Here is a 24988-nt window from a genome sequence, read left to right as displayed (position 1 = left end):
TATCGGATGAGGCAAATGAAAAGCCCCGGCGGATCGGATCCGCCGGGGCTTTTGTCGATTGCCTGGGGAAGTCGGCCCTATTCGGCGTCGCCCTTCGACTCGCCGGCCGAAGCATCCGCCGTCGCGGCCTGCTGAGGCTCAGCGGCGCGTGCATTGTGAAGGGGGCGGATCGTCTGGAAAGAGGCTCGCTCCTGGGTTGCGGGGCGTGCGGTGAGGCTCACGACGTCGCGACGGATCGAGGCGATCAGTTCGCGGATCGAGCCGCTGTCGCCATCCGGGCGATATTCCTCGCCCAGCACGTCCAGCTTGGCGCAGAGCTCGACGGCATTCTTGGCCGGCGCGCGGGAGATCGAGTTGGCGATGGAGCGCAGTTCGCTGACGAGTTCGTCGCGCAGGCCCTTCTGGTCATCGGCATCGATGATTGGGGAAGCGAGCATGCCGCGCAAAGCTGCACGCCGCAAACCCAGAGCCGCCACCGTGTTGGCGCCATCGGTTGCTTCGCGCTGTTGTCCAAGTCCTGCCATGTTGCTGCCCTCGTAAAAAAGCTCTTCTTCTTGAGCGGTGCGCTCCCCTGCACGTCCAATGTGGCAAAAGCGCGATGGGGAGCCTCGTTGGGGTGTTTTCCGGCCTGCTTGTTGAGCGGCTCATCAGTCGAAAGCAAGGCCTCGTTGCCTCAAAATAGCAGGTTCCCACATGATTCGTGCGTTCTCCACGGCTTCTTGCCGATTGGCTCGGATGGTTAGCCAGACGTTAAAGGGAGAGCTTGCATCGCATGAACAAATGTGGAACAAGTGGGCTCGCTGTCGAAGGGATCCATTTCCTTGGGGATAGCAGGAGGCGAGGGCGAACATGCCGGCATCTCGCTGGTCGGGCCGTGCTAGAGCTGTGCGAAGGATGCGTCCCCTTTGGGGAGTTGGGCATGTTCGCGTCGAACGACGTTGCATGCTGTTGAGCGAAGGAAGGAAGCCTCGATGTCAGGCTCGGTAAACAAGGTCATTCTGGTGGGCAACCTCGGGCGCGACCCGGAGGTGCGGCGCCTCAATTCGGGCGAGCCCGTCGTCAATCTGCGTGTCGCAACTGCGGAGACCTGGCGCGACAAGGCGACCGGTGAGCGCAAGGAGCGTACCGAGTGGCACAATGTGGTGATTTTCAACGAGAATCTCGCCCGTGTCGCCGAGCAGTATCTGAAGAAGGGCTCGAAGGTCTATATCGAGGGCCAGCTACAGACCCGCAAATACAACGACGCCTCCGGCGCCGAGAAATATTCCACCGAAATCGTCCTGCAGCGTTATCGCGGCGAGATGACGCTCCTGGATTCCCGCAATGGCGGTGAAGGCGGCAGCGTGGGTGGCTATCAGGGCAATGATTTCGGCTCATCGAGTCCGATGGAGCGTCGCCCGGCGCAGAGCGGTGGGGGTGGGAGCAAGTATTCGTCCGCCGACATGGACGACGATATTCCGTTCTGATGACCGGCGACCTTGACGGGCTCGGGTAGAATTCCGGGGCGGCCGCAAGGCCGCCCTTCTTGATTCCGGGAAGGGAAGCCGGCCCTTTCAGAATTCGGTGAGGACATCGCATCCAGGATGGCGAGGACTCTTACGTCCGATTGGCTATCCCGCCACGATCGCCCGCACGCCGTCCACCATGAATTGCACAGCCAGTGCCGCAAGCACGATACCGAGCAGGCGGGTGAGGACGACATTGCCGGTTACCCCCAGAAGCTTGTTGATTACGTCCGCCAGCTTGAACGAAATGAAGCAGCAGAGCGTGACGAAGGCGAGAACCAGGAACAGCACGCCGAATTTCAGGAGATCGCCGCGGGCCTGAGCCGAAAGCAGCATCACGCCGGTAATGGCCCCCGGGCCGGCGATCAGGGGAATGGCGAGGGGAAAGGCCGCGACGTTGGAGATGAAATCCTTGGTGATGGCCGTCTCCGCCGTTTCGTTCTTGCGCACCTGCGAGCGGTCGAACACCATCTCGAAGGCGATGGCGAAGAGAAGCAGGCCGCCGGCAATGCGGAAGGCCGGTGTCGTGATGCCGAGAAGGCGCAGGAAGGGCTCTCCCGCCAGTGCGAAGAAAGCGAGCACACCGAAGCCGATCACGCTGGCCCGCAAGCCCACGGAATGGCGTTGCGCCCTCGTCATGCCTCGGGTCACTCCCAGGAAGATCGGCCCGAGGCCGGGCGGATCGACGACCACCAGCATGGTGACGATGGCAGCGGTGAAATAGTCGAAGGTGGTCATCTGTCCGCTACTGCTCTCTTACCGCCACGGCGGTTCCCGCCATGGCTTGGATCGTTCGTTCCGGACGAACCAGAAGGAAGAGAGGGGATCGCGCGTTTTCTGTCAAACGGACATGGCGAGTTGTCGATTCCGGCCGACCGCAATGCCCGGAGCGGATCGGGATCGCTCGGCCCGTGTTTCATCATGTCTCGACGGCCTTATCGTGATTGACGCTTTGGCGCTGCCTGAATATGGCTGTGCCTTCGCTCGTGGTGCGAAAATCCTTCGTTTCACGCATCGCATGATCGGTCGCCCGACGACCGGCAGAAAATATCGGATCTGACATGTCGAACCTCTTTCCGGCCGAGCTCGTAGCGGCCGCCAATGTCTCCGCCGCCTGGCCATTCGAGGAGGCGAGAAAACTCGTCACCCGTCTGCAGAAGCGGGCAGGGGACAAAAAAGAGGTCCTGTTCGAGACCGGCTACGGCCCCTCGGGCCTGCCGCATATCGGCACGTTCGGTGAGGTTGCGCGCACCTCCATGGTACGCCATGCCTTCGAGGTGATTACCGAGGGCAAGGTGCCGACGCGCCTCGTCGCCTTCTCGGACGACATGGACGGACTGCGCAAGGTGCCCGGCAATGTGCCGAACCAGGCCTTGCTGCAGGCCAATCTCGGCAAGCCGCTTACCAAGGTGCCGGATCCTTTCGGGGAATATGAGAGCTTCGCGCATCACAACAATGCGATGCTGCGCCGCTTTCTCGACAGTTTCGGCTTCCGGTACGAGTTTCTCTCGTCGACCTCCTGCTATGCCTCGGGCATGTTCGATGCCGCCCTGCTTCACATGCTGCGCAACATCGACAAGGTGATGGCGGTGATGCTGCCGAGCCTGCGCGAGGAGCGCGCCTCCACCTATTCGCCCTTCCTGCCGATCCATCCGAAGACCGGCATCGTGATGCAGGTTCCGGTCGAGGCCTCCAACCCGGAGGCCGGCACCATCGTATGGCGTGATCCCGAGACGGGCGAGCGCTTCGAGACGCCGGTCACCGGCGGCCATTGCAAGCTGCAGTGGAAGCCGGACTGGGCGATGCGGTGGTACGCCCTCGATGTCGACTACGAAATGGCCGGCAAGGATCTCATCGATTCGGTGAAGCTGTCGTCCGAGATCGTGCGCGCCCTCGGCGGCACGCCGCCGGACGGCTTCAACTATGAGCTCTTCCTCGACGAGAAGGGCCAGAAGATCTCGAAGACCAAGGGCAACGGCCTGTCGATCGACGAATGGCTGACCTACGCCTCGCCCGACAGCCTGGCTCTCTACATGTACCAGAAGCCGCGCGAGGCGAAGCGTCTCTATTTCGACGTGATTCCCCGCGCGGTGGACGAGTACCTGCAATTCCTCTCGGGCTATGAGAAGCAGGACTGGAAGAACAGGCTTGGCAATCCGGTATGGCATATCCATGGGGGCCATCCGCCTGCGCCGGAACTCGTCGGCGGGGAGGGGGAACGCAGTTCGGTGACCTTTGCCCTGCTGCTCAATCTCGTGGCGGTGGCCAACGCGGAGTCCAAGGACGTCCTTTGGGCGTTTCTCCAGCGCTATGCGCCGGGCGTCAGCCCGGCGACACATCCGCGCCTCGACGCTCTGGTCGGCTATGCCATCCGCTATTTCCAGGATTTCGTGAAACCGGCGAAGGTCTACTCCCAGCCGACCGCCGAGGAGCGGACCGCCCTGGAGCAGCTTTCCCAGGCCCTTGCCGCGCTGCCCCCGGGCGCCGATGCCGCGGCGATTCAGGAAGCAGTCTACGATGTCGGCCGTGCCTTGCCGCCCTATCAGGACTTCAAGGCCAAGGGCGCCACTCCCGAACGACCCGGTGTTTCCCTCGAATGGTTCAACACACTCTATCGCATCCTGCTGGGCGAGCAGCGCGGACCGCGCTTCGGTTCCTTCGCCGCGATCTACGGCATCCAGGAGACGCGCGAGCTCATCGCCAAGGCGCTCTCGGGCGAACTGGTGAAGGACCATGAGTCGTTTCTGAACGGGCGTCAGAAGTCGTCAAGCTAGGATGCCTTGCGATCCGGCTATATCGCCGCAGATCGCAAAGACGTGCTCGAACAACGGGTTGGGGCAGGACGATGGCCCCGCCCAAATCCATTTCTTCGCGGGGGCTGGCATAATTGCCTGCCCCCAACCATATGGGCGGGGTAGCCAGCGGCTTCTGCATCGTGTAGGAACGCGCGCGAATTATATCCGGATCAGACAATGCAAACCGTTCTCATCACGATCCACCTGTTGGTGGTGATCGCCCTTGTCGTCGTGGTGCTATTGCAGCGCTCGGAAGGCGGCGGCCTCGGCATTGGCGGGGGAACGGGCGGCTTCATGACCGGCCGCGGCCAGGCCAATCTTTTGACCCGCGCGACGGCGGGCCTTGCGACGGCTTTCTTCATCACCAGCCTGCTGCTGACGATTCTCGCCAACCACCAAGGCAACTCAGGGTCGCTGCTCGATCGCTTCAGCCCGCCGGCTCCGGCAACGCAGGCGCAGCCCCAGGGCGCTCCGGCCGCGCCGCAGCAGCCGGCGGCACCGCCCGCCAGCAATGGCGGCGGCACGGTGTTCGACCAGCTCCAGGGCGGGCCTTCGCAGTCCCAGCCGGCGCCGTCCAATCCGTAGCCGATCGCCCGGCCGAGGGCCGGGCATTGCATTGATTGTAAAATAATCCTGCGGGCAGCGATTGCCCGCTCGTCGAATCATTGTGTTTTTGTCTAAGTGGGGGTCCATGACGCGGTACATTTTCATCACCGGCGGCGTGGTCTCCTCGCTTGGCAAAGGTTTGGCTTCAGCCGCCCTCGGCGCGCTCCTGCAGGCGCGCGGTTACAAGGTTCGCTTGCGCAAGCTCGATCCTTATCTCAATGTCGATCCGGGCACGATGAGCCCGTATGAGCATGGCGAAGTCTTCGTCACAGACGATGGTGCGGAGACCGATCTCGATCTCGGCCATTATGAGCGCTTCACCGGTACGCCGGCTTCCAAGCTCGACAATATCACCACCGGCCGGATCTATCTCGACATCATCACCAAGGAACGTCGCGGCGACTATCTCGGTGCGACCATCCAGGTCATTCCCCACGTCACGAACGCCATCAAGGACTTCGTGGTCAAGGGCAACGAGGGGATCGATTTCGTCCTCGTCGAGATCGGCGGCACGGTGGGCGACATCGAGGGCCTGCCCTTCTTCGAGGCGATCCGGCAGATCAAGAACGACCTGCCGCGGGGCGCCTGCATCTACACCCATCTGACGCTGCTTCCCTTCATTCCATCGGCCGGCGAACTCAAGACGAAGCCGACGCAGCATTCGGTGGCCGAGCTTCGTTCGATCGGCATCCAGCCCGACATCCTGCTTTGCCGCTCCGACCGGGCAATCCCCAAGGAAGAGCGCCGCAAGCTGGCCTTGTTTTGTAATGTTCGGGAAACAGCGGTGATCGAGGCGCGCGACGTTGCCTCCATCTACGACGTGCCGGTCGCCTACCACGAGCAGGGGCTCGACACCGAGGTATTGGCCGCATTCGGCATCACGGACGCACCAGCGCCGGATCTCACGCGCTGGAAGAAGATTTCGCAGACCATCCATAATCCGGAAGGCGAAGTCACCATTGCCATCGTTGGCAAATATACCGGCTTGAAGGATGCTTATAAATCGCTCACCGAGGCCCTTACCCATGGCGGCATCGCCAATGGCGTAAAGGTCAAGCTCGACTGGATCGAAAGCGAGATCTTCGAGCAGGGCGACCCCACTCCCTATCTCGAGCATGTGCATGGCATTCTCGTGCCTGGCGGCTTCGGCCAGCGTGGTGCCGAGGGCAAGATCAAGGCCGTAACCTTCGCGCGCGAGCGCAAGGTGCCGTATTTCGGAATCTGCTTCGGCATGCAGATGGCGGTGATCGAAGGGGCTCGCTCGCTCGCGGGCATCAAGGAAGCCAATTCCACGGAGTTCGGCCCGGCCAAGGAACCGGTCGTCGGCCTCATGACCGAGTGGATGAAGGGGAACGAACTGGAGCAGCGCGCCCAGGGCGGCGATCTCGGGGGCACCATGCGGCTCGGCGCCTATCAGGCGACATTGAAGCGTGGGACCAAGATTTCGCAGATCTACAATTCGACCTCGATCTCCGAGCGCCATCGCCATCGCTACGAAGTCAACATGTCCTACCGCGATCGCCTCGAGGACAAGGGTATGGTTTTCTGCGGCACGTCTCCCGATGGCTTGTTGCCGGAGACGATCGAGTACAAGGACCATCCCTGGTTCATCGGCGTGCAGTACCACCCGGAACTGAAGTCGCGGCCCTTCGAGCCGCATCCGTTGTTCTCCAGCTTCATTGCTGCTGCCGTGGAGCAGAGCCGGCTGTTCTGAAAAGCGGCGCCTTCAGAATGTGATCCGGACGCCGCGACGTTTCGATCTGGTTCCGGAGAGCTGCTTACCCGAGGAGTATGCCATGCCGCGTGGTCTCGATCACCTCGTCCTCGCCACGCGCGATCTTGAAGCTGCCGCCGCACACTACCAGGCGATGGGCTTCATCGTCGGCGCCCGCAACCGCCACCCCTGGGGCACGGAAAACCGTATCGTGCAGTTTCCAGGCACGTTCCTGGAATTGATCACGGTGGGCGAGGGGGCGGCGATCGATGCACCGGAGCCTGGCCGGTTCAGTTTCGCCTGGGCGGTTAATCACTACCTGGATGCCTTCGGCGACGGCTTTGCCATGCTCGTGGTGGAATCCCAGGATGCTGCCGGCGACGAAGAGGCGTTCGATTCGGCGGGCATCGGTGGGTTCGAACCCTTTTTCTTCGAACGCTTTGCCGTAAAGCCTGACGGCTCCAGGGTGCGCGTGGCCTTCACGCTCACCTTCGCCGCCGATCGGGCCATGCCTGAGGTCGGGTGCTTTTCCTGCCAGCAACATGAGCCGCAGAATTTCTGGAATCCCGCCTTCCAGGCGCACCCCAACGGCGTGAGCAAGCTTGGTGGCGTCGTCCTGCTGTCGGACGCGCCGGGGGCAACAGTGCCGTTCTTCGAAGCCTTTACTGGATCGCGGGCGGCGTGCACGGGCGCGCGCAACATGGCGATCGTCACGCCGCGCGGAACGGTGGAGGCGATGTCACCGGACTGCTATCGCGACGTGATCGGTCTTGAACCGGCCCTTTCGCTGGCCCAGGGACCCCGGCTCGCCGCCTTCAAGGTTACGACGCCCCTGGAGGCGATGGCTGCGCGACTGGAAGGGGCCGGCATTCCCTTCATCCGCCATCGCAAGCATCTTGCCGTGGCCGGCATGCATAATTTCGGTACCGCGCTGATCTTCGAGGAGCCCAAGGCGATGTGATCGGCGGCGCAGGGAAGCGTCGCCAACCCATGGGTTGTGTTTACGCATCGAGCGCTCTATCTGCAGTCCAATCTCGTTGACCCCTCTTCAATCCGGATCGATCATGACCGCTGCCAATTCCGTCGTTTCGCTCGGCAAGCTCCGCATCGGCAATGAGTTGCCCTTCACCCTGATCGCCGGACCCTGCCAGATGGAGAGCCGCGATCACGCGATGGAAATGGCCTCGGGCATCAAGGAGATCACCGACAGGCTCGGCATCGGCCTGATCTACAAGACCTCTTTCGACAAGGCGAACCGGACTTCGGCCTCAGGGGCTCGCGGCGTAGGCCTCGAAAAATCCCTGCCGGTCTTCGCTGAGGTCAAGGAGAAGTTCGGCCTGCCGGTCCTGACGGATATTCACGAGATCGAGCAATGCGCCAAGGTTGCGCAGGTGGTCGACGTTCTGCAGATACCCGCCTTCCTCTCGCGCCAGACCGATCTCCTGGTGGCAGCGGCGCGCACTGGCCGGGTGGTCAACGTCAAGAAAGGCCAGTTTCTGGCCCCCTGGGACATGCGCAACGTCGTGGCAAAGATTACCGATGCCGGCAATCCCAACGTGCTGGTAACCGAGCGCGGTGCCTCGTTCGGTTACAACACATTGGTTACGGACTTCCGCGGCCTGCCGATCATGGCCCAGCAGACGGGAGCCCCCGTGGTGTTCGATGCCACCCACTCCGTGCAGCAGCCCGGTGGGCAGGGCACTTCTTCGGGGGGGCAGCGCGAATTCGTGCCGGTGCTGGCCCGTGCGGCCGTCGCGGTTGGCGTTGCTGCCGTGTTCATCGAGACGCATCAGGATCCCGACAAGGCACCCTCCGATGGTCCGAACATGGTGCCGCTTGGCCAGTTGGAGGCGCTTCTGAAGCGCTTGAAGCAGTTCGACGAGATCGCCAAGAGCTGACCCGGACTGCCGGCTTGTGCCGGCTCCCGGAACCACTGCGTCAAGACGAAGGGAAGACCGGCGAGCCAGCGTTCCCGGAGCCGTCATCCTCTGCCGCGATAGGTCGGCACGCCCTGGTCGGGAAGCCACAGTTCTTCCGGCGGCTTTCCCGTCTGCCAGAACACGTCGATCGGGATGCCCCCGCGCGGATACCAGTAACCGCCGATGCGCAGCCAATGCGGATCCAGCAATTCGACCAGCTTGCGGCCAACGGCCACCGTGCAGTCCTCGTGGAAGGCTCCGTGGTTGCGGAAGCTGGTGAGATAGAGCTTGAGCGACTTGGACTCCACCAGCCAGTCCCTCGGCGCATAGTCGATGACGAGATGCGCGAAATCGGGCTGGCCGGTCACGGGACAGAGGGAGGTGAACTCTGGGCAGGTGAAGCGGGTGAGGTAGAGCGTGTCGGCCTGCGGATTAGGCACGCGATCGAGCCGGGCTTCCTCCGGCGAGGCGGGAATGCGGGTTGCACTGCCTAGCTGCAGCGTGGTGGGGTCGAAGGAGGACATCGTGATCTCCAAGAAGCGTAATCGGGCATGCCAATCGGCTATTTCCGGCGTTGACGCAAGCTTCGCTGCCTTCGCCCGATGATTGATCGCCCACAGTCTCAAAGGTGTTGATCTGTCTCCGCAGGAGCAGTTCTCTGTCGTGACACTGCAAAGATCTCACGGCAGAACGTCTTGGGCTGCCGATGGGAAATGTCATGAGGCGGCCGGTGGCTGGACGCCGGTGCGCCAGGCGCTGATCGACGAGGTGAGGAGCAGGCCGCTGCCACAAAAGCCGGGTCGGCAGACAGTGTAACGGCGGAGATGCTCCTGGGAGGGCGGGCGTCTCGCCTGCTCGTTCCTTCCTGCATTCCGGCGTCCGGGATGTAGGAGAGATACCGATCCCGGGGCTCCATGGCGTTTCGATGACGTTCTTTTGGTCTTCCGCCCGGACGCTTCATCCGCTATGAGCCGGGCGCACGATCCGTCATCCCAAACAGGAGCAGCCTCATGACCGCTATCAGCGACATCATCGCGCGCGAAATTCTCGACAGCCGCGGCAATCCCACGGTTGAGGTTGATGTCTTGCTGGAGGACGGTTCCACGGGTCGCGCTGCGGTTCCCTCGGGGGCCTCGACGGGAGCCCATGAAGCGGTTGAGCTGCGCGATGGCGGCAAGCGTTATGGCGGCAAGGGTGTCGAGAAGGCTGTCGAAGCCGTCAACGGCGAGATCTATGAGGCGCTTGGCGGTCTCGACGCCGAAGACCAGATCCAGATCGACCAGACGATGATCGATCTCGATGGCACCAAGAACAAGTCGCGCCTGGGCGCGAACGCCATTCTCGGCGTCTCGCTCGCTGTAGCCAAGGCTGCCGCCCAATCTTCCGGCCTGCCGCTGTGGCGCTATATCGGCGGCCCGGCCGCCCGGACCCTCCCGGTCCCGATGATGAACATCGTCAACGGCGGCGTGCATGCCGACAATCCGATCGACTTCCAGGAGTTCATGGTGATGCCGGTGGGTGCGCCGACCTTCGCCGAGGGCCTGCGCATGGGTGCCGAGATCTTCCACACCCTGAAGAAGGGGCTGAAGGACGCCGGCCACAACACCAATGTCGGTGACGAGGGCGGCTTCGCCCCGAACCTGCCGTCGGCGAAGGCCGCGCTCGACTTCGTGATGAGCGCCATCGAGAAGGCCGGCTACAAGCCGGGCGAGGATGTGATGCTGGCGCTGGACTGCGCCGCGACCGAATTCTTCAAGGACGGCGTCTACGACTATTCCGGCGAGGGCGTGAAGCGCTCCATCGCCGAGCAGGCCGATTATCTCGCCTCGCTGGCGGGCGCCTATCCCATCGTCTCCATCGAGGACGGCCTGTCCGAGGACGACTTCGAAGGCTGGAAGCTGCTCACGGACAAGATCGGCAGCAAGGTTCAGCTCGTTGGCGACGATCTGTTCGTCACCAACACCGAGCGGTTGTCCATGGGCATCAAGCAGGGCCTGGGCAATGCCATCCTGGTCAAGGTGAACCAGATCGGTACGCTCACCGAAACGCTTGCTGCCGTCGAGATGGCGCATAAGGCCGGCTATCGCGCGGTGATGTCCCACCGCTCGGGCGAGACGGAGGATTCGACCATCGCCGATCTCGCTGTGGCGACCAATTGCGGGCAGATCAAGACCGGCTCGCTTGCCCGTTCCGACCGCACGGCAAAGTACAATCAGCTTTTGCGGATCGAGGAAGCTCTCGGCACGCAGTCGATCTATGGTGGTCGCGCGGCCCTCAAGGCTCTCGCCTGACGGTATCCGCGATCTCCTGAGCTATGCAGAGGCCGGGAAGCACGCCGCTTCCCGGCCTTTTTATGTTCCGATTTTGCATGGCGGGCCTGCCGGTCCGGCATGGTTGAGGGTGAAAGCAGGACGGTTTTTGCGCTGCAGCACGGCGCATCAACACAAAATCAACCATCCTTGGCTAGCGTGCATACATGGTCATTCGTACACGCATCCGTGCAATCCTTAACCAGTTGGCTCTCCTCCTGGGAACCGCCGCTGCCATCGCCTATTTCTCCTACCAGGCCTTCAATGGAGATCATGGCATACAGGCGCAGCACCAATTTGATCGGCAAAGGCAGGATTTGACCAACGAACTCGCGCAGTTGCAGGACGAGCATCAGGCCCTCGAGCGTCGTGTGAACCTTCTCAAATCCCAGACCATAGATCCCGACATGCTCGAGGAGAAAACGCGGGAACTCCTGGGTCTCGTCGATCCGAGCGATGTGGTAGTGTTGCTGGGCAAATAGGTTCGGCTTTTCGGTTGTTGCGCTTCACCCCAGGGTAAATCGATTTTCGTTGCCAAGCGCGCTCGTGGCGCCTGAAAACTGCAACGAAATTGTGTCGATGGATAACTGAATTTCAGTTTATTATGAAATGAACCGGAATTTGGTTTATTTCTAATTCTATTGTTCGTTCAATATGTTGCAGTGCAACATAAGGGCCAGCCTCTCGCTTTTTAGGATGGGATGCGCTAGCTGTCTTGCAGCTAAGCCATCAATATTCGGAGGGTCCATGGCCGCTACAGCCGCAAAGGCCGTTGCTACTGCTAGCAAAGCTTCCAAACCAGCTGCCCGGGCGGGCAAGACTGCGGGGGCGAGCAAGGCGACATCGTCGTTCTCCCATGCCCAGGAACTGCAGGCTTATCGGGAAATGCTGCTGATCCGCCGCTTCGAGGAGAAGGCGGGCCAGATGTATGGCATGGGGCTGATCGGCGGCTTCTGCCACCTCTATATCGGCCAGGAAGCGGTGGTCGTCGGTATGCAGGCCGCTGCCCGCGACGGCGATCAGGTCATCACCGGCTATCGCGACCACGGCCACATGATCGCCGCCGGCATGGCTGCGCGCGGCGTGATGGCTGAGCTGACCGGGCGCCGCGGCGGCTATTCGCGTGGCAAGGGCGGCTCCATGCACATGTTCTCGGTCGAGAAGGCCTTCTACGGCGGCCACGGCATCGTCGGGGCGCAGGTTTCTCTCGGCACCGGCCTGGCGTTCGCCAACGCCTACCGCAGCGACGGCAAGGTCAGCATGACCTATTTCGGCGACGGCGCTGCCAACCAGGGGCAGGTCTACGAGAGCTTCAACATGGCGGCCCTCTGGAAGCTGCCCGTGGTCTATGTCATCGAGAACAACAAATATGCCATGGGCACCTCGGTGAACCGCGCTTCCGCGCAGACCGATTTCTCCCGCCGCGGCGTATCCTTCAACATTCCCGGTGAGCAGGTCGACGGCATGGACGTGCGCGCCGTCTACGCCGCCGCCAAGAAGGCGATCGAGCATGCCCGCTCGGGCAAAGGCCCCTACATCCTGGAAATGCTGACCTACCGCTATCGTGGCCACTCCATGTCAGATCCTGCGAAGTACCGCTCCAAGGACGAAGTGCAGAAGATGCGTACCGAGCACGACCCGATCGAGCAGAGCCGCGCGCGCCTGCTCGGCGAACATGGCGTCTCGGAAGAGGAATTGAAGAAGATCGATTCCGAGATCCGCGATGTCGTGAACGATGCCGCCGATTTCGCCACCAATGACCCCGAGCCCGATCCGTCGGAATTGTGGACCGATATCCTGAAGTGATCTTCGGGACGTTTCCTTCGCTCGCAAAAGTTACTCTCCAGAATTCGAGGCACCAATGCCTGATATCCTGATGCCCGCTCTGTCGCCGACCATGGAGCAGGGCAAGCTCTCCAAATGGTTGAAGAAAGAAGGCGACACCATCAAGTCCGGCGACGTGATCGCCGAGATCGAGACCGACAAGGCGACCATGGAAGTCGAGGCGGTCGACGAGGGCGTGCTCACCCAGATCCTCGTGCCCGAGGGCACGGATAATGTCGCCGTGAACACCAAGATCGCCTTCGTCCAGGGCGAGGGAGAGACGGCACCGTCGCCTGTTGCTGCCCCATCCCCAGCTGCCGCGCCTGCGGCCGCTCCCGCACCAGCCGCGGCTCCGGCCGCGCCGGCCGTGGTGCAGTCGGCGCCTGCTCCGGTCGAAGCGCACGATGCTTCCGGCGAAGTTCCGGCTGGAACGGAATTCGTCACGATGACGGTGCGCGAAGCGTTGCGTGATGCGATGGCCGAAGAGATGCGTCTCGACGGCGATGTCTTCGTGATCGGCGAGGAAGTCGCCGAATATCAGGGCGCCTACAAGATCACGCAGGGGCTCCTGCAGGAGTTTGGCCCCCGCCGGGTGGTCGATACGCCCATCACCGAGCACGGTTTTGCCGGTGTTGCCGTGGGTGCCGCCATGACGGGCCTTCGCCCGGTGGTCGAGTTCATGACCTTCAACTTCGCCATGCAGGCCATCGACCAGATCATCAATTCGGCTGCCAAGACGCTCTATATGTCCGGCGGCCAGATGGGCTGCCCGATCGTGTTCCGCGGCCCGAATGGTGCGGCTGCCCGCGTAGCGGCCCAGCACAGCCAGGATTACGGTTCCTGGTACTCGCATATCCCCGGGCTCAAGGTGGTGGCTCCCTATTCCGCCGCGGACGCCAAGGGGCTGCTCAAGGCGGCCATTCGCGACCCGAACCCCGTCATTTTCCTGGAAAACGAGATCCTCTACGGCCACAGCAACCCCGTACCCAAGCTCGACGACTTCGTGCTGCCGATCGGCAAGGCGAAGGTGGTCAAGCCTGGCAAGGACGTGACGCTGGTCGCCTGGTCGATCGGCATGACCTATGCGCTCAAGGCGGCCGAGGCGCTGGCGGGAGAGGGAATCGACGCGGAAGTGATCGACATGCGTTCCTTGCGCCCGCTCGACACCGCCACGGTGGTTGCTTCGGTTCAAAAGACGGCACGTTGCGTGGTGATCGAAGAGGGGTGGCAGCAATCCGGCGTGGGCTCGGAGATCGCCGCCCGCGTGAACGAGCAGGCATTCGACTACCTCGATGCGCCGGTCGCACGCGTGTCGGGCAAGGATGTGCCGATGCCTTACGCGGCCAACCTCGAAAAGCTGGCCCTGCCGAGCGTGGCTGAAGTCGTCGGGGCGGCCAAGGCCGTCCTCTATCGCTGAGGAGTTCCCCCGATGCCCGTGAATGTGCTGATGCCGGCCCTGTCTCCCACCATGGAGAAGGGGAATCTCGCCAAATGGCTCAAGAAGGAAGGCGACGCCGTCAAGTCCGGCGATGTCCTGGCCGAAATCGAGACCGATAAGGCGACGATGGAAGTCGAGGCGATCGACGAGGGCGTGCTGGCGAAGATCGTCGTGCCCGAGGGCACCGCGGACGTGCCTGTCAACGAACTCATCGCCGTGATCGCGAGTGAGGGCGAAGACGCCAAGGCGGTGGCAGCCGGAGGCGGTGCGCCGTCCCCCAAGGCGGCACCGGCGCCGACTGCTGCGGCTCCCGCGGCAACGGCTCCTGCCGCGGCAGCGCCTGCTCCCGCTCCGGCGGCTCCTCCTGCTCCTGCAGTCGCGCCCGCGGCAGCCCCTGCCGGTTCGCGGGTGTTCGCTTCGCCGCTCGCCAAGCGCATCGCGAAGGAGGCGGGCCTCGACATTGCCGCCGTCACGGGTTCCGGCCCGCATGGCCGCATTGTCGAGCGGGACGTCCAGGCAGCGATTGCCGCCGGCGGTGCCAAAGCTGCTGCTCCAGCCGCTGCGCCGCAGGCCGCCGAAGCGTCCAAGCCCGCCGCTGCTCCGGCGCCGGCACTTGCCGGCGCCTCGGACGAGGCCACGAAGAAGCTCTTCGCGCCGGGCTCCTACGAGGAGATCCCGCACGACGGCATGCGCAAGACCATTGCCCGGCGCCTGACGGAAGCCAAGTCCACGATTCCGCATTTCTACCTGACGGTGGATGTCGAGATCGACGAGCTCCTGACTCTCCGCGAGCAGATCAATCACGGCGCGCCGTTGACCAAGGATGGCAAGCCCTCCTTCAAGGTTTCGGTCAACGACATGGTGATCAAGGCCTACGCGCTGGCGCTCAAGGCGGTGCCCGACGCCAATGTTTCCTGGACCGATGGCGCTATGCTGAAGCACAAGAACGCCGATGTGGGCGTCGCCGTCTCGATCCCGGGCGGCCTGATCACGCCGATTATCCGCGATGCCGGCAGCAAGACGCTCTCCGCCATCTCCAACGAGATGAAGGACCTCGCGACCCGCGCCAAGAGCCGCAAGCTCAAGCCGGAGGAATATCAGGGCGGCACCGGTTCGGTGTCCAACCTCGGCATGTTCGGCGTGAAGTCCTTCGCGGCGATCGTCAATCCGCCGCATGCCACCATCCTGGCCGTCGGCGCCGGCATCAAGCAGCCGGTAGTGAGGGGCGGAGAGATCAAGGTCGCCACCATCATGTCTCTGACTCTCTCCACCGACCATCGTGCCGTGGACGGTGCCCTCGGCGCTGAGCTGATGCAGGCGTTCAGGGGCTATATCGAGAAGCCGATGAGCATGCTGGTGTGAGGGCAGCGTCGACCTTATCTGAAGGTCGACGCTTTCTTCCCCCTCTTGCGCTCCTCCTGAACCAGGAGGGGCATGCTCCATGCAGCTCCATTCAGGAGACTTTTCATGAGTTCCTACGACGTCATCATCATCGGCTCCGGCCCCGGCGGCTACGTCACCGCCATCCGTTCTGCCCAGCTCGGCCTGAAGACCGCCGTGGTGGAGCGCGAGCATCTGGGAGGCATCTGCCTCAACTGGGGTTGCATCCCCACCAAGGCGCTGCTGCGCTCGGCCGAGGTTCTGCATAATTCTCAGCACGCCAAGGACTACGGCCTGACGTTGAACGGCACCATCACGCCCGACGTCGGTGCCGTAGTGAAGCGTTCGCGCGGCGTGTCCAGCCAGCTTGCAACCGGCGTCGGCTTCCTTCTGAAGAAGAACAAGGTCGACGTGATCTGGGGCGAGGCCGAGATCACCAAGCCGGGTGAGATCTCGGTGAAGGCCTCGACCAAGTCGGTGCAGGGACCCGCCATTCCCGCACCCAAGGGAGCACTTGGGCCAGGAACCTACCAGGCGAAGAACATCATCGTCGCTACCGGCGCCCGCCCGCGCGTGCTGCCGGGGCTGGAGCCTGACCGGAAGCTGATCTGGACCTATTTCGACGCCATGGTTCCGCAGGAAATGCCGAAGTCGCTGATCGTCGTCGGCTCCGGCGCCATCGGCATCGAATTCGCCTCCTTCTACCGTACGCTCGGTGCCGAAGTGACCGTGGTCGAGGTGCTGCCGCAGATCCTGCCGGTGGAGGACGAGGAGATCGCCGCTCACGCCCGCAAGCGCTTCGAGAAGGCCGGCATCAAGATCCTTTCGGGCGCCAAGGTGACCAAGGTCGAAAAGGGTGCCAATTCGGTCAAGGCGACCGTCGAGACCGGTGACGGCAAGTCCCAGGTGATCGAGGCCGACCGCATGATTTCGGCTGTCGGGGTGGTTGGAAATATCGAGAATCTCGGCCTCGAGAAGCTCGGTGTGAAGACTGATCGCGGCTGCGTGGTCATCGATGGATTCGGCAAGACCAACGTTCCCGGCATCTATGCGATCGGCGATGTTGCCGGCCCTCCCATGCTCGCGCACAAGGCCGAGCATGAAGGCGTGGTCTGCGTGGAGGCGATCGCGGGCAAGAATCCGCATGCCTTCGAGAAGGACAAGATTCCCGGTTGCACATACTGCACGCCCCAAATCGCCAGCGTGGGCCTTACCGAGAAGAAGGCCAAGGATGCCGGCTTTACCGTCAAGGTCGGCCGTTTCCCCTTCATCGGCAATGGCAAGGCGATCGCGTTGGGTGAGCCGGAGGGCCTGGTCAAGACCGTGTTCGATGCCAAGACCGGCAAGTTGCTCGGTGCACACTTGGTGGGCGCCGAGGTAACCGAACTCATCCAGGGCTTCGTCATCGCCATGAATCTGGAGACGACCGAGGAAGAACTCATGCATGCGGTCTTCCCGCATCCGACCCTCTCCGAAATGATGCATGAAAGCGTACTGGACGCCTACGGTCGGGCCATCCATATTTGAAGGTGCTTCCTTCTCCCGCCAGGGAGAAGGAGATAATCGAAAGACATGACATGGCCGTCGTCCTTGATCTCCTGAACAACGACAACCGTCCGCGCCATCCGGAAAAGGCGCATCGGCCGGATCAGCCGGTGCTGCGCAAGCCTGACTGGATTCGCGTGAGAGCCCCGGGTTCGCCGGGGTGGCGGGATACGCAGGCGATCGTGAAGGAGAACAAGCTCGTCACCGTCTGCGAGGAAGCCGGCTGCCCCAACATCGGCGAATGCTGGGACAAGAAGCACGCCACTTTCATGATCATGGGTGACACCTGCACGAGAGCCTGCGCCTTCTGCAATGTGAGGACGGGTTTGCCGGGACCTCTGGATCCGAACGAGCCGGAGAATACCGGGATTGCCGTGGCCAAGCTCGGTCTCAGCCACGTGGTGATCACGTCGGTCGACCGGGATGACCTTGCGGATGGCGGTGCCGAGCATTTCGCCCAGGTGATCAGGGCGATCCGCCGCCTTTCGCCTGGTACCACCATCGAGGTCCTGACACCGGACTTCCTTCGCAAGGAGGGCGCGCTGGAAGTGGTGGTCGCCGCCAAGCCCGACGTCTTCAACCATAATATGGAGACGGTGGCTTCGAACTATCTGACGGTTCGTCCGGGAGCCCGCTACTTCCATTCGATGCGTCTGTTGCAGCGCGTGAAGGAGATCGATCCGTCCATCTTCACCAAGTCCGGCATCATGGTCGGCCTTGGTGAAAAGCGGAACGAAGTGCTGCAACTCATGGATGACCTGCGTTCGGCCAATGTCGATTTCATCACCATCGGCCAGTATCTGGCGCCCTCGCGCAAACATCATCCGGTGGTCGCCTACATCACGCCCGACGAGTTCAAGAGCTACGAGACGGTAGCCTACACCAAGGGCTTCCTGATGGTGTCCTCGTCCCCGCTGACGCGCTCGTCGCATCATGCGGGCGACGACTTCGCCAAGCTGAAGGCGAACCGGATCGCGAGGCTTGGACGCTGAAGGAACGCGCGATATCTCCACATTGGAGCGCGGGCAGTCTGGTTCGTGCGGCGTCGTTGCTCAGGTAGCGGGTAGACTCAGACTCCAGGTCTGGCCGACGAGGTCCTTGCCAAAGGAGTGATGGGTGTTCTCGCTTTGCAGCAGGAAACCCTCGTCCTGATAGATCCGGCGTGCAGCCGTCAGGATGTCGTTCGTCCACAGCGTGAGCGTGGCATAGCCGTGTTCCCTCGCGCGCTCGATGCAGGCGCGGACCAGCTGGCGCCCAAGGCCGTGGCCGCGCGCGAAGGGTTCCACATAGAGCAGGCGCAATTTCGCCGTCGCGGCATCGTCGCTCTTCATCAGGAATATCGACCCCGCAATACGGCCGTCGAGTTCTGCGATCCAGGCATCCTCGCAGGTGGGATCGAACTGCGAGACGAACTGGCCGAGGATGGTGGCGACGAGACCCTCATAGGTCCAGTCCCAACCATATTCCTCATGATAGAGTTCGGCCTGGCGATGCATGATCCAGCCGAGGTCGCCGGGCCGGGGCTTGCGGAGGATGGGTCTTCCGAGCGGGCAGGCATCGGTGTCGAGCAATCGCTTGATCTGGCGCATGGCGTCGACGAGTCTGTCTCGCCCCGCCTTGTCGACCTCGGCCAGGAGTCCGTCGAGTTGCGAGACGGTGCCGGCCTCCATCCTGGCGAAAACGGCTTGCCCCTCGGGAGAGAGCGAAAGCAGTGTCCGTCGCGCATGGGCGGGATCCGTGCGGGTGGCGACGAGCCGGCTGGCGCGCAGGCGAGCCACGATGCGGCTGAGGTGCGCCTTGTCCATTTCGAGCCGCCGTCCGATATCGGCAGCCGTCTGCTCGCCGCCCTTGGCAAGCTCGTAGACAATGCGCGCTTCCGGCAGCGGTAGGGAACTGGCCGGGAGATTGCGGTCCAGCAGCCGGATCTTCTGCGTATAGAAGCGGTTGAAATCCCTCACTTCGTCGACGGTGGACATGCGCTCATCATCCTCAATGTTGACTCAGTCAACATATCTCATCGCGATGCCCTCGTTCAAGCAGATCGCTCTTTCCGTCGGGCGATCTTGTCGCAGACACACCGGAAAGACGCGGATAAGCTGTTACCACAATGCCAGGATGCCTATATGGAGGCATCGGAGTTTCAAGATGCCTTCGTTTCGCACCACCCGCCGCGTGAAGCATTCGCCGGCCGACATGTTCGAGCTCGTTGCCGACGTCGAAAAATACCCTCTGTTCGTGCCCCTGTGCTCGGCCCTGCGAGTGCGCAGCCGTCAGCCCCAGGCAAACGGCAGACTGGTGATGATCGCCGACATGACGGTGGCGTACAAATTGATCCGCGAAACCTTCGGCAGCCGCGTGACCATGGACAGGGAAAAGCTCCAGATTCTGGTGGAGTATCTCGATGGCCCCTTCAGTCACCTCGAGAATCGCTGGGGCTTCAAGGACGACGGGGCAGGGGGGTGCGTCGTCGAGTTCTTCATCGACTATTCATTCCGCTCCCGGACCCTTGGCATGCTGATGGGCGCCATGTTCGAAGCGGCTTTTCGCCGTTTTGCCGAGGCGTTCGAGAAGCGGGCCGACATCGTCTACGGCCGCAAGGCTATCGGGGCTGCCTGAGGCGCAAGCGGCCTACGCCACGACCTTGATCTCGCCCACCAGCTTCATCAGCAGTTCAAGCGCCTGTTCGACGGAGTGCCTGCGGATTTCCGAGCGGGAGAGATCGCCGAAACGTCGCTCCACATGCAGGCGAGGACCCTGCTTGCTCCAGGCGGCGAAGTGGACGAGGCCGACCGGCTTCGTCGCCGTCCCACCGCCCGGGCCGGCGACGCCCGTGGTCGAGACGGCAACGTGCGCGCGCGAATGGTTGACCGCGCCTTCCGCCATGGCGAAGGAGACGCTCTCGCTCACGGCGCCGTCGCGGGCGATCAGAGCCGGAGGCACGCTCAGCATCTGCGCCTTCGCTTCATTCGAGTAGGTGACGAAGCCGCGATCGACGACATCGGACGAGCCGGGGACCGCGGTGAGGGCGCCTGCGACCAGACCGCCGGTGCAGGATTCCGCGGTCGCGACAAGTAGGCCCTTGGCCCGGCAGGCGGCCAGCAGGGCCTTTGCCTGCTCGAGGAAAATCTCGTCGTTCATCGTCGCCTCCGCCTCGATCGGCCGTGTTGCGAATATTTCAAGCTGGGCGCAGACGGCAGCGCCGTCAATGCCAGGGCAGGCGCACGGTTGCGGAGGCCATGGCCGCTATGCCCTCCCGCCGACCCGTGAAACCGAGCCCCTCGGTCGTCGTCGCTTTCACGCCCACGCGATCCACCGGAATGCCGGCGATCCCGGCGATGCGCGCTCGCATGGCCTCACGATGCGGACCGATCTTCGGAGCCTCGCACAAAAGCGTGACGTCGAGATGGGCAATGGCGCCGCCTCGCTCCTTCACCAGCGAGACGGCATGAGCCAGGAAGCGATCGGAAGCGGCTCCTTTCCATTGGGGGTCGGACGGCGGGAAATGGGAACCGATATCGCCATCGCCGATGGCGCCGAGGATGGCGTCCGTCAGGGCATGCAGGCCGACATCCGCGTCGGAATGTCCCTTCAGCGCCCGCTCATGCGGGATCTTGAGGCCATTCAGCCAGACATGGTCGCCGTCCGTGAAGGCATGCACGTCGAATCCGGTGCCGGTGCGTACATCGCCGAGGGCGGCGAGATCGGAGACGAACTGTTCGGCGCGCTGAAAATCGCTCTCTGTCGTCAGTTTCATGTTGGTGGTTTCGCCTTCGAAGATGAAGAGGGGATGTCCGGCCCACTCGGCGACCGCGCCGTCGTCGGTCAGGCCATCGATGCCGGCGGCGGCCGCCGCGAGATGCGACGCCAGGATAGCATCGAACGAGAAGGCCTGCGGCGTCTGTACCGAGCGCAGGGAGGAGCGGACGGGCGTGGCAGTCACGAGGCCGTCCGCATCGATTTGCTTGATCGTGTCCGTAACCGCGAGTCCCGGCACGGCTGCGCCATGATCCCGTGCAGCTTCGATTGCTCGGGTTAAAAGGTCCGGCGTCGCGAAGGGACGGGCTGCATCGTGCAACAGTATAATGTCGGGCTTTTCGGCCTCCAGTGCCTTAAGTCCGGCCAGACAGGATGCCTGCCGGGTGCTGCCGCCTGTGACGGACCCTTTCAGCTTGCTGATTCCAGCTGCGCTCGCCTGGAAAAGGGACTCGTCGCCAGGGCCGATCACGACTGTGATGCTGTCCACGGCAGGATGATGCTCGAAGAGCTCCAGGGTCCTTGCGAGAACGCTTCGTCCGCCCAGCAGCCGATATTGCTTCGGCAGGGGGCCGCCCATGCGCGAACCCCGTCCTGCAGCGACAATCAAGGCTGCGACGCGCAACCTCGCTTTACCATCGATCATCTGAATAACACGGTCCTGCTTAGAATTCCCTATCGCCACGGGCATGGAACTTGTTACACTCCTAGGCGAAGTGGCGAAATGCCTGTGGCGCGTGAAAACTGCGACCGGGCAGTGTCAAGGTTAGATTTTGGTGGATCGTAGTTTGGAGGCTCAGGGGCCTTGGTCGAATAATGGTGGAAACGCGCCCGTGCCGCAGCTGCGGCATGGCGAGCAATTGCGTCGCCACCATACTTATGCCGCCCTTGATCTTGGTACGAATAATTGCCGGCTTCTGGTTGCTCGGCCGGCGGGCGACGGTTTCCGCGTCATCGATGCATTTTCGCGTATCGTGCGGCTGGGCGAAGGGCTCGGGGCCAGTGGCAGCCTGCATGTGAACGCCATGAGTCGCGCCGTCGAGGCTCTCGCGGTCTGTGCGCAGAAGATGCGCGATCGCCGAGTCGATCGTGCGCGCCTGATCGCGACAGAGGCCTGCCGTGCCGCCGACAACGGCCTGGCCTTCGTGGAACGTGTCCTGAGGGAGACCGGACTGGACCTCGAAATCGTGGACCGGGAAACCGAAGCGCGCCTCGCGGCTGCCGGCTGCATCCCGCTCATCGACAGACATCTGGATGGAGTGGTTCTGTTCGACATCGGCGGTGGCTCGTCGGAAGTGGTCTGGCTCGACATCGATGCCAGTGATCGCTCCCGCCAGCCGCGGGTACGTGGCTGGACGTCGTTGCCCGTCGGCGTGGTGACGCTTTCGGAGCGCCACGGCGGCGTGCGGGTGACGCGCGAGAGCTTCGAGAAGATGGTGGATGACGTTTCGACCATGCTGGCGCCTTTCGAGCACCGAGAAGCCGTCGCTTCCCGCGTGGGTAGGCTGCACTTGCTCGGCACCTCAGGCACGGTGACCACCATGGCTGGCATCCATCTCCAGCTCCCACGATATGACCGTCGCCGCGTGGATGGGCTTTGGATGTCGCGCGGCGAGGTGGATACCGTTTTGGAGAGCCTTCTGGGCATGACCTATGAGCAGCGCGTGGCCAATGCCTGCATAGGTCCGGAGCGCGCAGATCTCGTGATGGCTGGCTGTGCCATCTTCGAGGCCATCCGGCGGGCTTTCCCTTGTGAGCGCCTTCGCGTGGCCGATCGCGGCCTGCGTGAAGGCTTGCTCGTACAGATGATGCAGGAAGATCACGTGTGGCGGCATAACGGTTCGGGGCCACATCCGTGAGCGGCGGTGCAGGCAAGGGCGGCGGGAAGGGCGGCCCCGGCAAAGGCAAGAACAGTTCGGGGCGGGGCAGCGGCGCGCGTGAACTCGGCGTGCGCCTGAAATCGGCGCGCGGGCGCACCCATTCGTCCCAGCTCTGGCTGGAACGCCAGCTCAACGACCCCTATGTCGCCCGCGCCAAGCGGGAGGGGCGTCGTTCGAGGGCGATCTACAAACTCATCGAGATCAACGATAAGGCGAGGCTCCTCAAGCCCGGCCAGCGCGTGCTCGATCTTGGCGCTGCACCCGGCGGCTGGTCGCAACTCGCGGCGGAGATCACCGATTCCATCAACGGCCGGGGGAAGGTGGTGGCCATCGATCTCCTACCGATCGATCCCCTGCCGGGCGTCGATTTCGTGCAGATGGATTTCATGGATGATGCCGCGCCCGATCGCTTGAAGGAAATGCTCGGTGGCCCTGCCGATCTCGTGCTTTCCGATATGGCGGCGAATACCGTGGGCCATCGGGCCACGGATCACCTTCGCATCGTCGCGCTGGTCGAGGCGGCCGCTCACTTCGCCGTCGAAGTCCTCTCGCCGGGGGGCGCTTTCCTGGCCAAGGTATTCCAGGGCGGTACCGAGGGAGACATTCTCACCCTGTTGAAACGCGACTTTGCCGTCGTGAAACATATCAAGCCCGCGGCCAGCCGAGCCGGTTCCAGTGAGATCTATGTGCTGGCTACGGGCTTTCGCGGGCAGGGCGCGAACTGAACGGACGTCCGATCGCTGCCTGGGAGGGCGAGGGGCGGGATGGGAGAACCGATCACATCATGGCGATCGTTCAGAAATTGCCATCATTGCCGATATGAATGGCGGAAATCCTTCCGAGATCCAGCCATGGCCTTCGCACCGCTCTTGAACCGTCGCTCCCTCTTTCTGGGCGCCGCCGCTTCTTTACTGCCCTTGCCGGCGGGAGCTGCGAGGACGAGTGTCTCAGTGCCCCCTTCGATCGACCGAGACTACGCGCTCGACCGGCGGAGCTTCCACACCCGCATACTCAAGGCCGGTCCTGCGCCCGACGGTGGCGATCCCCTCAGCCCGCCACCGGAAGGAGCCTTGGTGCAGTCTTACAGGTCGGGGGCACTCGACCTCCTGGCCTGGCGATCGCGCCCTGTTGGAAATGGAAAGAAACCCGCTTTGCTGTTCCTCCATGGCGGCAATGCACTTGGGGGCGGCCATTGGGAATTGACCTGGCCATATCGGAAGGCGGGGTATGTGGTGATGGTGCCGGCCTTCCGCGCCGAGAATGGCCAGAGGGGAGTTTTTTCCGGTTTCTATGACGAGACGAGCGATGCGATCGCCGCCGCCGAGGTGCTGGCGGCACAGCCCGACGTCGATCCCTCGCGCGTTTTCGTCAGCGGCCACAGCGTGGGCGGGACGCTTACATTGCTTGCGGCATTGAGCAGCAAGCTGTTCCGCGGAGCCTCGTCCTTTTCCGGCAATCCCAGCGCCTACGCCTTCTTCGAGCGTTTTCCGGAAGACATCCGCTTCGATGTCTCCAACCCGCGTGAATTCGAGATGCGTTCCGCCGTGTGCTACGCCACCAGTTTCAAATGCCCGTTGCTGATACAGCATGGAACCTTGGAGACACGCTCGCGTGAAATGTCGGAGTTGACAGTGAACCGCGCCAGGACGGCAAGCCTTTCCATCGACTATGCGCCTGCGCGGGGCGATCACTTCTCGGCCTTGCCGGAGGAGACGATACGCAGCCTTTCCTTCTTTGCGAAACTGGGGAGTGGTGTCGCCGGATGATGGGCCTCATTGGGCACTATCGCGCAATGGCGCATAACAACGCCTACTCCAACGCTCGTCTGCTACGGGCTTGCTGCCAGCTCGACGACGATGCCTTTGCCGCCAGGAGGGTGAGTTTCTTTCCCTCGCTGGTCGCAACCCTCAATCATATCCTGGTCGTGGATCGTTTCTACATTGCCTCCCTGCGCGGCGAGGTCCTCGACTATCACTATTTCGATGACGAGATGCCTTTCCCGCAGGCAGCCGTGCTGCTTGCCGAGCAGGAAAAATCCGACAGGGAACTCATTGTCCTGTGCGAGACCCTGGAGGAACAGGATCTCGACCGTCAGGTGCGGCTCGATCGGGGCTTGCGTGGCATCCATGTGGAGACCGTCGGCTCCGTCCTGCCTCACCTGTTCGTGCATCAGATCCATCATCGTGGCCAGGCCCATGCCATGCTGGCCGGAACGAAGATCCCGCCACCCCAGCTTGATGAATTCTTCCTCCTCAATGACCGGTTCTTGCGGGCCGAGGACGAGACGTCCTTCAACGCTCGAGGGTGAACCGACCGCTCT

At 62.8% G+C, this 24988-nt stretch carries 24 protein-coding genes; 18 read left to right on the top strand and 6 right to left on the bottom strand.

The features are described 5' to 3' along the window. Positions 1-77: 77 nt before the first annotated feature. Positions 78-524 carry a hypothetical protein gene (locus AC6H34_RS25565; protein WP_448147756.1) on the bottom strand — a complete coding sequence of 149 codons (447 nt, stop codon included), beginning with the start codon at positions 522-524 and terminating at the stop codon, positions 78-80. Between the two features lie 447 nt (positions 525-971). Between AC6H34_RS25565 and ssb the strand changes: the two genes are divergently transcribed. Further along, positions 972-1466 carry a single-stranded DNA-binding protein gene (ssb, locus tag AC6H34_RS25560; RefSeq protein WP_448147755.1) on the top strand — a complete coding sequence of 165 codons (495 nt, stop codon included), beginning with the start codon at positions 972-974 and terminating at the stop codon, positions 1464-1466. A 144-nt stretch (positions 1467-1610) separates the two neighbouring features. Here ssb and AC6H34_RS25555 read toward each other — a convergent pair whose 3' ends face one another. Continuing rightward, on the bottom strand, positions 1611-2243 hold the full coding sequence (locus tag AC6H34_RS25555) for a MarC family protein (RefSeq protein WP_448147754.1): 633 nt from the start codon (positions 2241-2243) through the stop codon (positions 1611-1613). 323 nt (positions 2244-2566) lie between these two features. Here AC6H34_RS25555 and AC6H34_RS25550 point away from each other — a divergent pair, with 323 nt between their 5' ends. The 5 genes from AC6H34_RS25550 to kdsA all read left to right on the top strand — a co-directional run bounded on the left by AC6H34_RS25550 (position 2567) and on the right by kdsA (position 8518). Further along, positions 2567-4279: a lysine--tRNA ligase gene (locus AC6H34_RS25550; RefSeq protein ID WP_448147753.1), complete on the top strand. Its 1713-nt coding sequence runs from the start codon at positions 2567-2569 to the stop codon at positions 4277-4279. 198 nt (positions 4280-4477) lie between these two features. Then, complete coding sequence (gene secG, locus AC6H34_RS25545; protein WP_497540647.1) at positions 4478-4885, top strand: preprotein translocase subunit SecG; 408 nt, start codon at positions 4478-4480, stop codon at positions 4883-4885. A 106-nt stretch (positions 4886-4991) separates the two neighbouring features. Then, positions 4992-6620 carry a CTP synthase gene (gene pyrG / locus AC6H34_RS25540; RefSeq protein WP_448147751.1) on the top strand — a complete coding sequence of 543 codons (1629 nt, stop codon included), beginning with the start codon at positions 4992-4994 and terminating at the stop codon, positions 6618-6620. An 82-nt stretch (positions 6621-6702) separates the two neighbouring features. Further along, positions 6703-7581, top strand: a complete 879-nt coding sequence (locus AC6H34_RS25535; protein ID WP_497540646.1) for a VOC family protein — start codon at positions 6703-6705, stop codon at positions 7579-7581. A 103-nt stretch (positions 7582-7684) separates the two neighbouring features. Continuing rightward, positions 7685-8518, top strand: coding sequence for a 3-deoxy-8-phosphooctulonate synthase (gene kdsA, locus AC6H34_RS25530; protein WP_448147749.1), 834 nt, complete (start codon positions 7685-7687; stop codon positions 8516-8518). A gap of 83 nt (positions 8519-8601) precedes the next feature. Here kdsA and queF read toward each other — a convergent pair whose 3' ends face one another. Further along, positions 8602-9063: a preQ(1) synthase gene (gene queF / locus AC6H34_RS25525; protein WP_448147748.1), complete on the bottom strand. Its 462-nt coding sequence runs from the start codon at positions 9061-9063 to the stop codon at positions 8602-8604. 486 nt (positions 9064-9549) lie between these two features. Here queF and eno point away from each other — a divergent pair, with 486 nt between their 5' ends. From eno to lipA, 7 genes are all read left to right on the top strand, one after another. Then, positions 9550-10830, top strand: coding sequence for a phosphopyruvate hydratase (eno, locus tag AC6H34_RS25520; protein WP_448147747.1), 1281 nt, complete (start codon positions 9550-9552; stop codon positions 10828-10830). A 185-nt stretch (positions 10831-11015) separates the two neighbouring features. Beyond that, positions 11016-11330 (top strand): FtsB family cell division protein, encoded by a 315-nt coding sequence (locus tag AC6H34_RS25515; protein ID WP_448147746.1) that lies wholly within the window; start codon positions 11016-11018, stop codon positions 11328-11330. 265 nt (positions 11331-11595) lie between these two features. Continuing rightward, entirely contained in the window at positions 11596-12654 is a 1059-nt protein-coding gene (gene pdhA, locus AC6H34_RS25510; protein ID WP_497540645.1) for a pyruvate dehydrogenase (acetyl-transferring) E1 component subunit alpha, read from the top strand. A gap of 55 nt (positions 12655-12709) precedes the next feature. Then, the gene (locus tag AC6H34_RS25505; RefSeq protein WP_497540644.1) at positions 12710-14089 is read left to right on the top strand and encodes a pyruvate dehydrogenase complex E1 component subunit beta; all 1380 of its coding nucleotides are present in this window, start codon (positions 12710-12712) and stop codon (positions 14087-14089) included. A 12-nt stretch (positions 14090-14101) separates the two neighbouring features. Then, on the top strand, positions 14102-15472 hold the full coding sequence (locus AC6H34_RS25500; protein ID WP_497540643.1) for a pyruvate dehydrogenase complex dihydrolipoamide acetyltransferase: 1371 nt from the start codon (positions 14102-14104) through the stop codon (positions 15470-15472). A gap of 72 nt (positions 15473-15544) precedes the next feature. Beyond that, positions 15545-17017, top strand: coding sequence for a dihydrolipoyl dehydrogenase (lpdA, locus tag AC6H34_RS25495; protein ID WP_497540642.1), 1473 nt, complete (start codon positions 15545-15547; stop codon positions 17015-17017). A gap of 50 nt (positions 17018-17067) precedes the next feature. Further along, positions 17068-18027, top strand: a complete 960-nt coding sequence (gene lipA / locus AC6H34_RS25490; RefSeq protein WP_448147741.1) for a lipoyl synthase — start codon at positions 17068-17070, stop codon at positions 18025-18027. A 60-nt stretch (positions 18028-18087) separates the two neighbouring features. Here the strand turns inward: lipA and AC6H34_RS25485 are convergent, their stop codons facing one another. Beyond that, positions 18088-19011 carry a bifunctional helix-turn-helix transcriptional regulator/GNAT family N-acetyltransferase gene (locus AC6H34_RS25485; protein ID WP_497540641.1) on the bottom strand — a complete coding sequence of 308 codons (924 nt, stop codon included), beginning with the start codon at positions 19009-19011 and terminating at the stop codon, positions 18088-18090. A gap of 169 nt (positions 19012-19180) precedes the next feature. On the opposite strand from AC6H34_RS25485, the gene AC6H34_RS25480 reads away from it, so the two are divergent. Further along, a complete protein-coding gene (locus AC6H34_RS25480) occupies positions 19181-19651 on the top strand; it encodes a type II toxin-antitoxin system RatA family toxin (protein ID WP_448147740.1) in 471 nt (156 codons plus the stop codon). A gap of 12 nt (positions 19652-19663) precedes the next feature. Here the strand turns inward: AC6H34_RS25480 and AC6H34_RS25475 are convergent, their stop codons facing one another. Both AC6H34_RS25475 and AC6H34_RS25470 read right to left on the bottom strand, forming a co-directional pair. Continuing rightward, positions 19664-20173: a CinA family protein gene (locus AC6H34_RS25475; protein ID WP_448147739.1), complete on the bottom strand. Its 510-nt coding sequence runs from the start codon at positions 20171-20173 to the stop codon at positions 19664-19666. Between the two features lie 64 nt (positions 20174-20237). After that, positions 20238-21434: a bifunctional 2-C-methyl-D-erythritol 4-phosphate cytidylyltransferase/2-C-methyl-D-erythritol 2,4-cyclodiphosphate synthase gene (locus AC6H34_RS25470; RefSeq protein WP_497540640.1), complete on the bottom strand. Its 1197-nt coding sequence runs from the start codon at positions 21432-21434 to the stop codon at positions 20238-20240. Between the two features lie 187 nt (positions 21435-21621). On the opposite strand from AC6H34_RS25470, the gene AC6H34_RS25465 reads away from it, so the two are divergent. From AC6H34_RS25465 to AC6H34_RS25450, 4 genes are all read left to right on the top strand, one after another. Beyond that, positions 21622-22647, top strand: a complete 1026-nt coding sequence (locus AC6H34_RS25465) for a Ppx/GppA phosphatase family protein (protein ID WP_448147737.1) — start codon at positions 21622-21624, stop codon at positions 22645-22647. After that, positions 22644-23393: an RlmE family RNA methyltransferase gene (locus tag AC6H34_RS25460; RefSeq protein WP_497540639.1), complete on the top strand. Its 750-nt coding sequence runs from the start codon at positions 22644-22646 to the stop codon at positions 23391-23393. Before AC6H34_RS25465 ends, AC6H34_RS25460 begins: the two co-directional genes overlap by 4 nt. A gap of 126 nt (positions 23394-23519) precedes the next feature. Beyond that, positions 23520-24434, top strand: coding sequence for an alpha/beta hydrolase family protein (locus tag AC6H34_RS25455; protein WP_497540638.1), 915 nt, complete (start codon positions 23520-23522; stop codon positions 24432-24434). Next, positions 24431-24976 carry a DinB family protein gene (locus tag AC6H34_RS25450; RefSeq protein WP_497540637.1) on the top strand — a complete coding sequence of 182 codons (546 nt, stop codon included), beginning with the start codon at positions 24431-24433 and terminating at the stop codon, positions 24974-24976. The genes AC6H34_RS25455 and AC6H34_RS25450 overlap by 4 nt, the downstream gene beginning before the upstream one ends. Positions 24977-24988: the final 12 nt, after the last annotated feature.

It is taken from the genome of Labrys sp. ALF-8 (assembly GCF_059699065.1).
This window is presented reverse-complemented; position numbering and strand designations above follow the sequence as displayed.

Coding starts and splice junctions, on each gene's coding strand:
- AC6H34_RS25565 (WP_448147756.1), bottom strand. CDS start 524: ATGGCAGGACTTGGACAACAGCGCGAAGCAACCGATGGCGCCAACACG.
- ssb (WP_448147755.1), top strand. CDS start 972: ATGTCAGGCTCGGTAAACAAGGTCATTCTGGTGGGCAACCTCGGGCGC.
- AC6H34_RS25555 (WP_448147754.1), bottom strand. CDS start 2,243: ATGACCACCTTCGACTATTTCACCGCTGCCATCGTCACCATGCTGGTG.
- AC6H34_RS25550 (WP_448147753.1), top strand. CDS start 2,567: ATGTCGAACCTCTTTCCGGCCGAGCTCGTAGCGGCCGCCAATGTCTCC.
- secG (WP_497540647.1), top strand. CDS start 4,478: ATGCAAACCGTTCTCATCACGATCCACCTGTTGGTGGTGATCGCCCTT.
- pyrG (WP_448147751.1), top strand. CDS start 4,992: ATGACGCGGTACATTTTCATCACCGGCGGCGTGGTCTCCTCGCTTGGC.
- AC6H34_RS25535 (WP_497540646.1), top strand. CDS start 6,703: ATGCCGCGTGGTCTCGATCACCTCGTCCTCGCCACGCGCGATCTTGAA.
- kdsA (WP_448147749.1), top strand. CDS start 7,685: ATGACCGCTGCCAATTCCGTCGTTTCGCTCGGCAAGCTCCGCATCGGC.
- queF (WP_448147748.1), bottom strand. CDS start 9,063: ATGTCCTCCTTCGACCCCACCACGCTGCAGCTAGGCAGTGCAACCCGC.
- eno (WP_448147747.1), top strand. CDS start 9,550: ATGACCGCTATCAGCGACATCATCGCGCGCGAAATTCTCGACAGCCGC.
- AC6H34_RS25515 (WP_448147746.1), top strand. CDS start 11,016: ATGGTCATTCGTACACGCATCCGTGCAATCCTTAACCAGTTGGCTCTC.
- pdhA (WP_497540645.1), top strand. CDS start 11,596: ATGGCCGCTACAGCCGCAAAGGCCGTTGCTACTGCTAGCAAAGCTTCC.
- AC6H34_RS25505 (WP_497540644.1), top strand. CDS start 12,710: ATGCCTGATATCCTGATGCCCGCTCTGTCGCCGACCATGGAGCAGGGC.
- AC6H34_RS25500 (WP_497540643.1), top strand. CDS start 14,102: ATGCCCGTGAATGTGCTGATGCCGGCCCTGTCTCCCACCATGGAGAAG.
- lpdA (WP_497540642.1), top strand. CDS start 15,545: ATGCTCCATGCAGCTCCATTCAGGAGACTTTTCATGAGTTCCTACGAC.
- lipA (WP_448147741.1), top strand. CDS start 17,068: ATGGCCGTCGTCCTTGATCTCCTGAACAACGACAACCGTCCGCGCCAT.
- AC6H34_RS25485 (WP_497540641.1), bottom strand. CDS start 19,011: ATGTCCACCGTCGACGAAGTGAGGGATTTCAACCGCTTCTATACGCAG.
- AC6H34_RS25480 (WP_448147740.1), top strand. CDS start 19,181: ATGCCTTCGTTTCGCACCACCCGCCGCGTGAAGCATTCGCCGGCCGAC.
- AC6H34_RS25475 (WP_448147739.1), bottom strand. CDS start 20,173: ATGAACGACGAGATTTTCCTCGAGCAGGCAAAGGCCCTGCTGGCCGCC.
- AC6H34_RS25470 (WP_497540640.1), bottom strand. CDS start 21,434: ATGATCGATGGTAAAGCGAGGTTGCGCGTCGCAGCCTTGATTGTCGCT.
- AC6H34_RS25455 (WP_497540638.1), top strand. CDS start 23,520: ATGGCCTTCGCACCGCTCTTGAACCGTCGCTCCCTCTTTCTGGGCGCC.
- AC6H34_RS25450 (WP_497540637.1), top strand. CDS start 24,431: ATGATGGGCCTCATTGGGCACTATCGCGCAATGGCGCATAACAACGCC.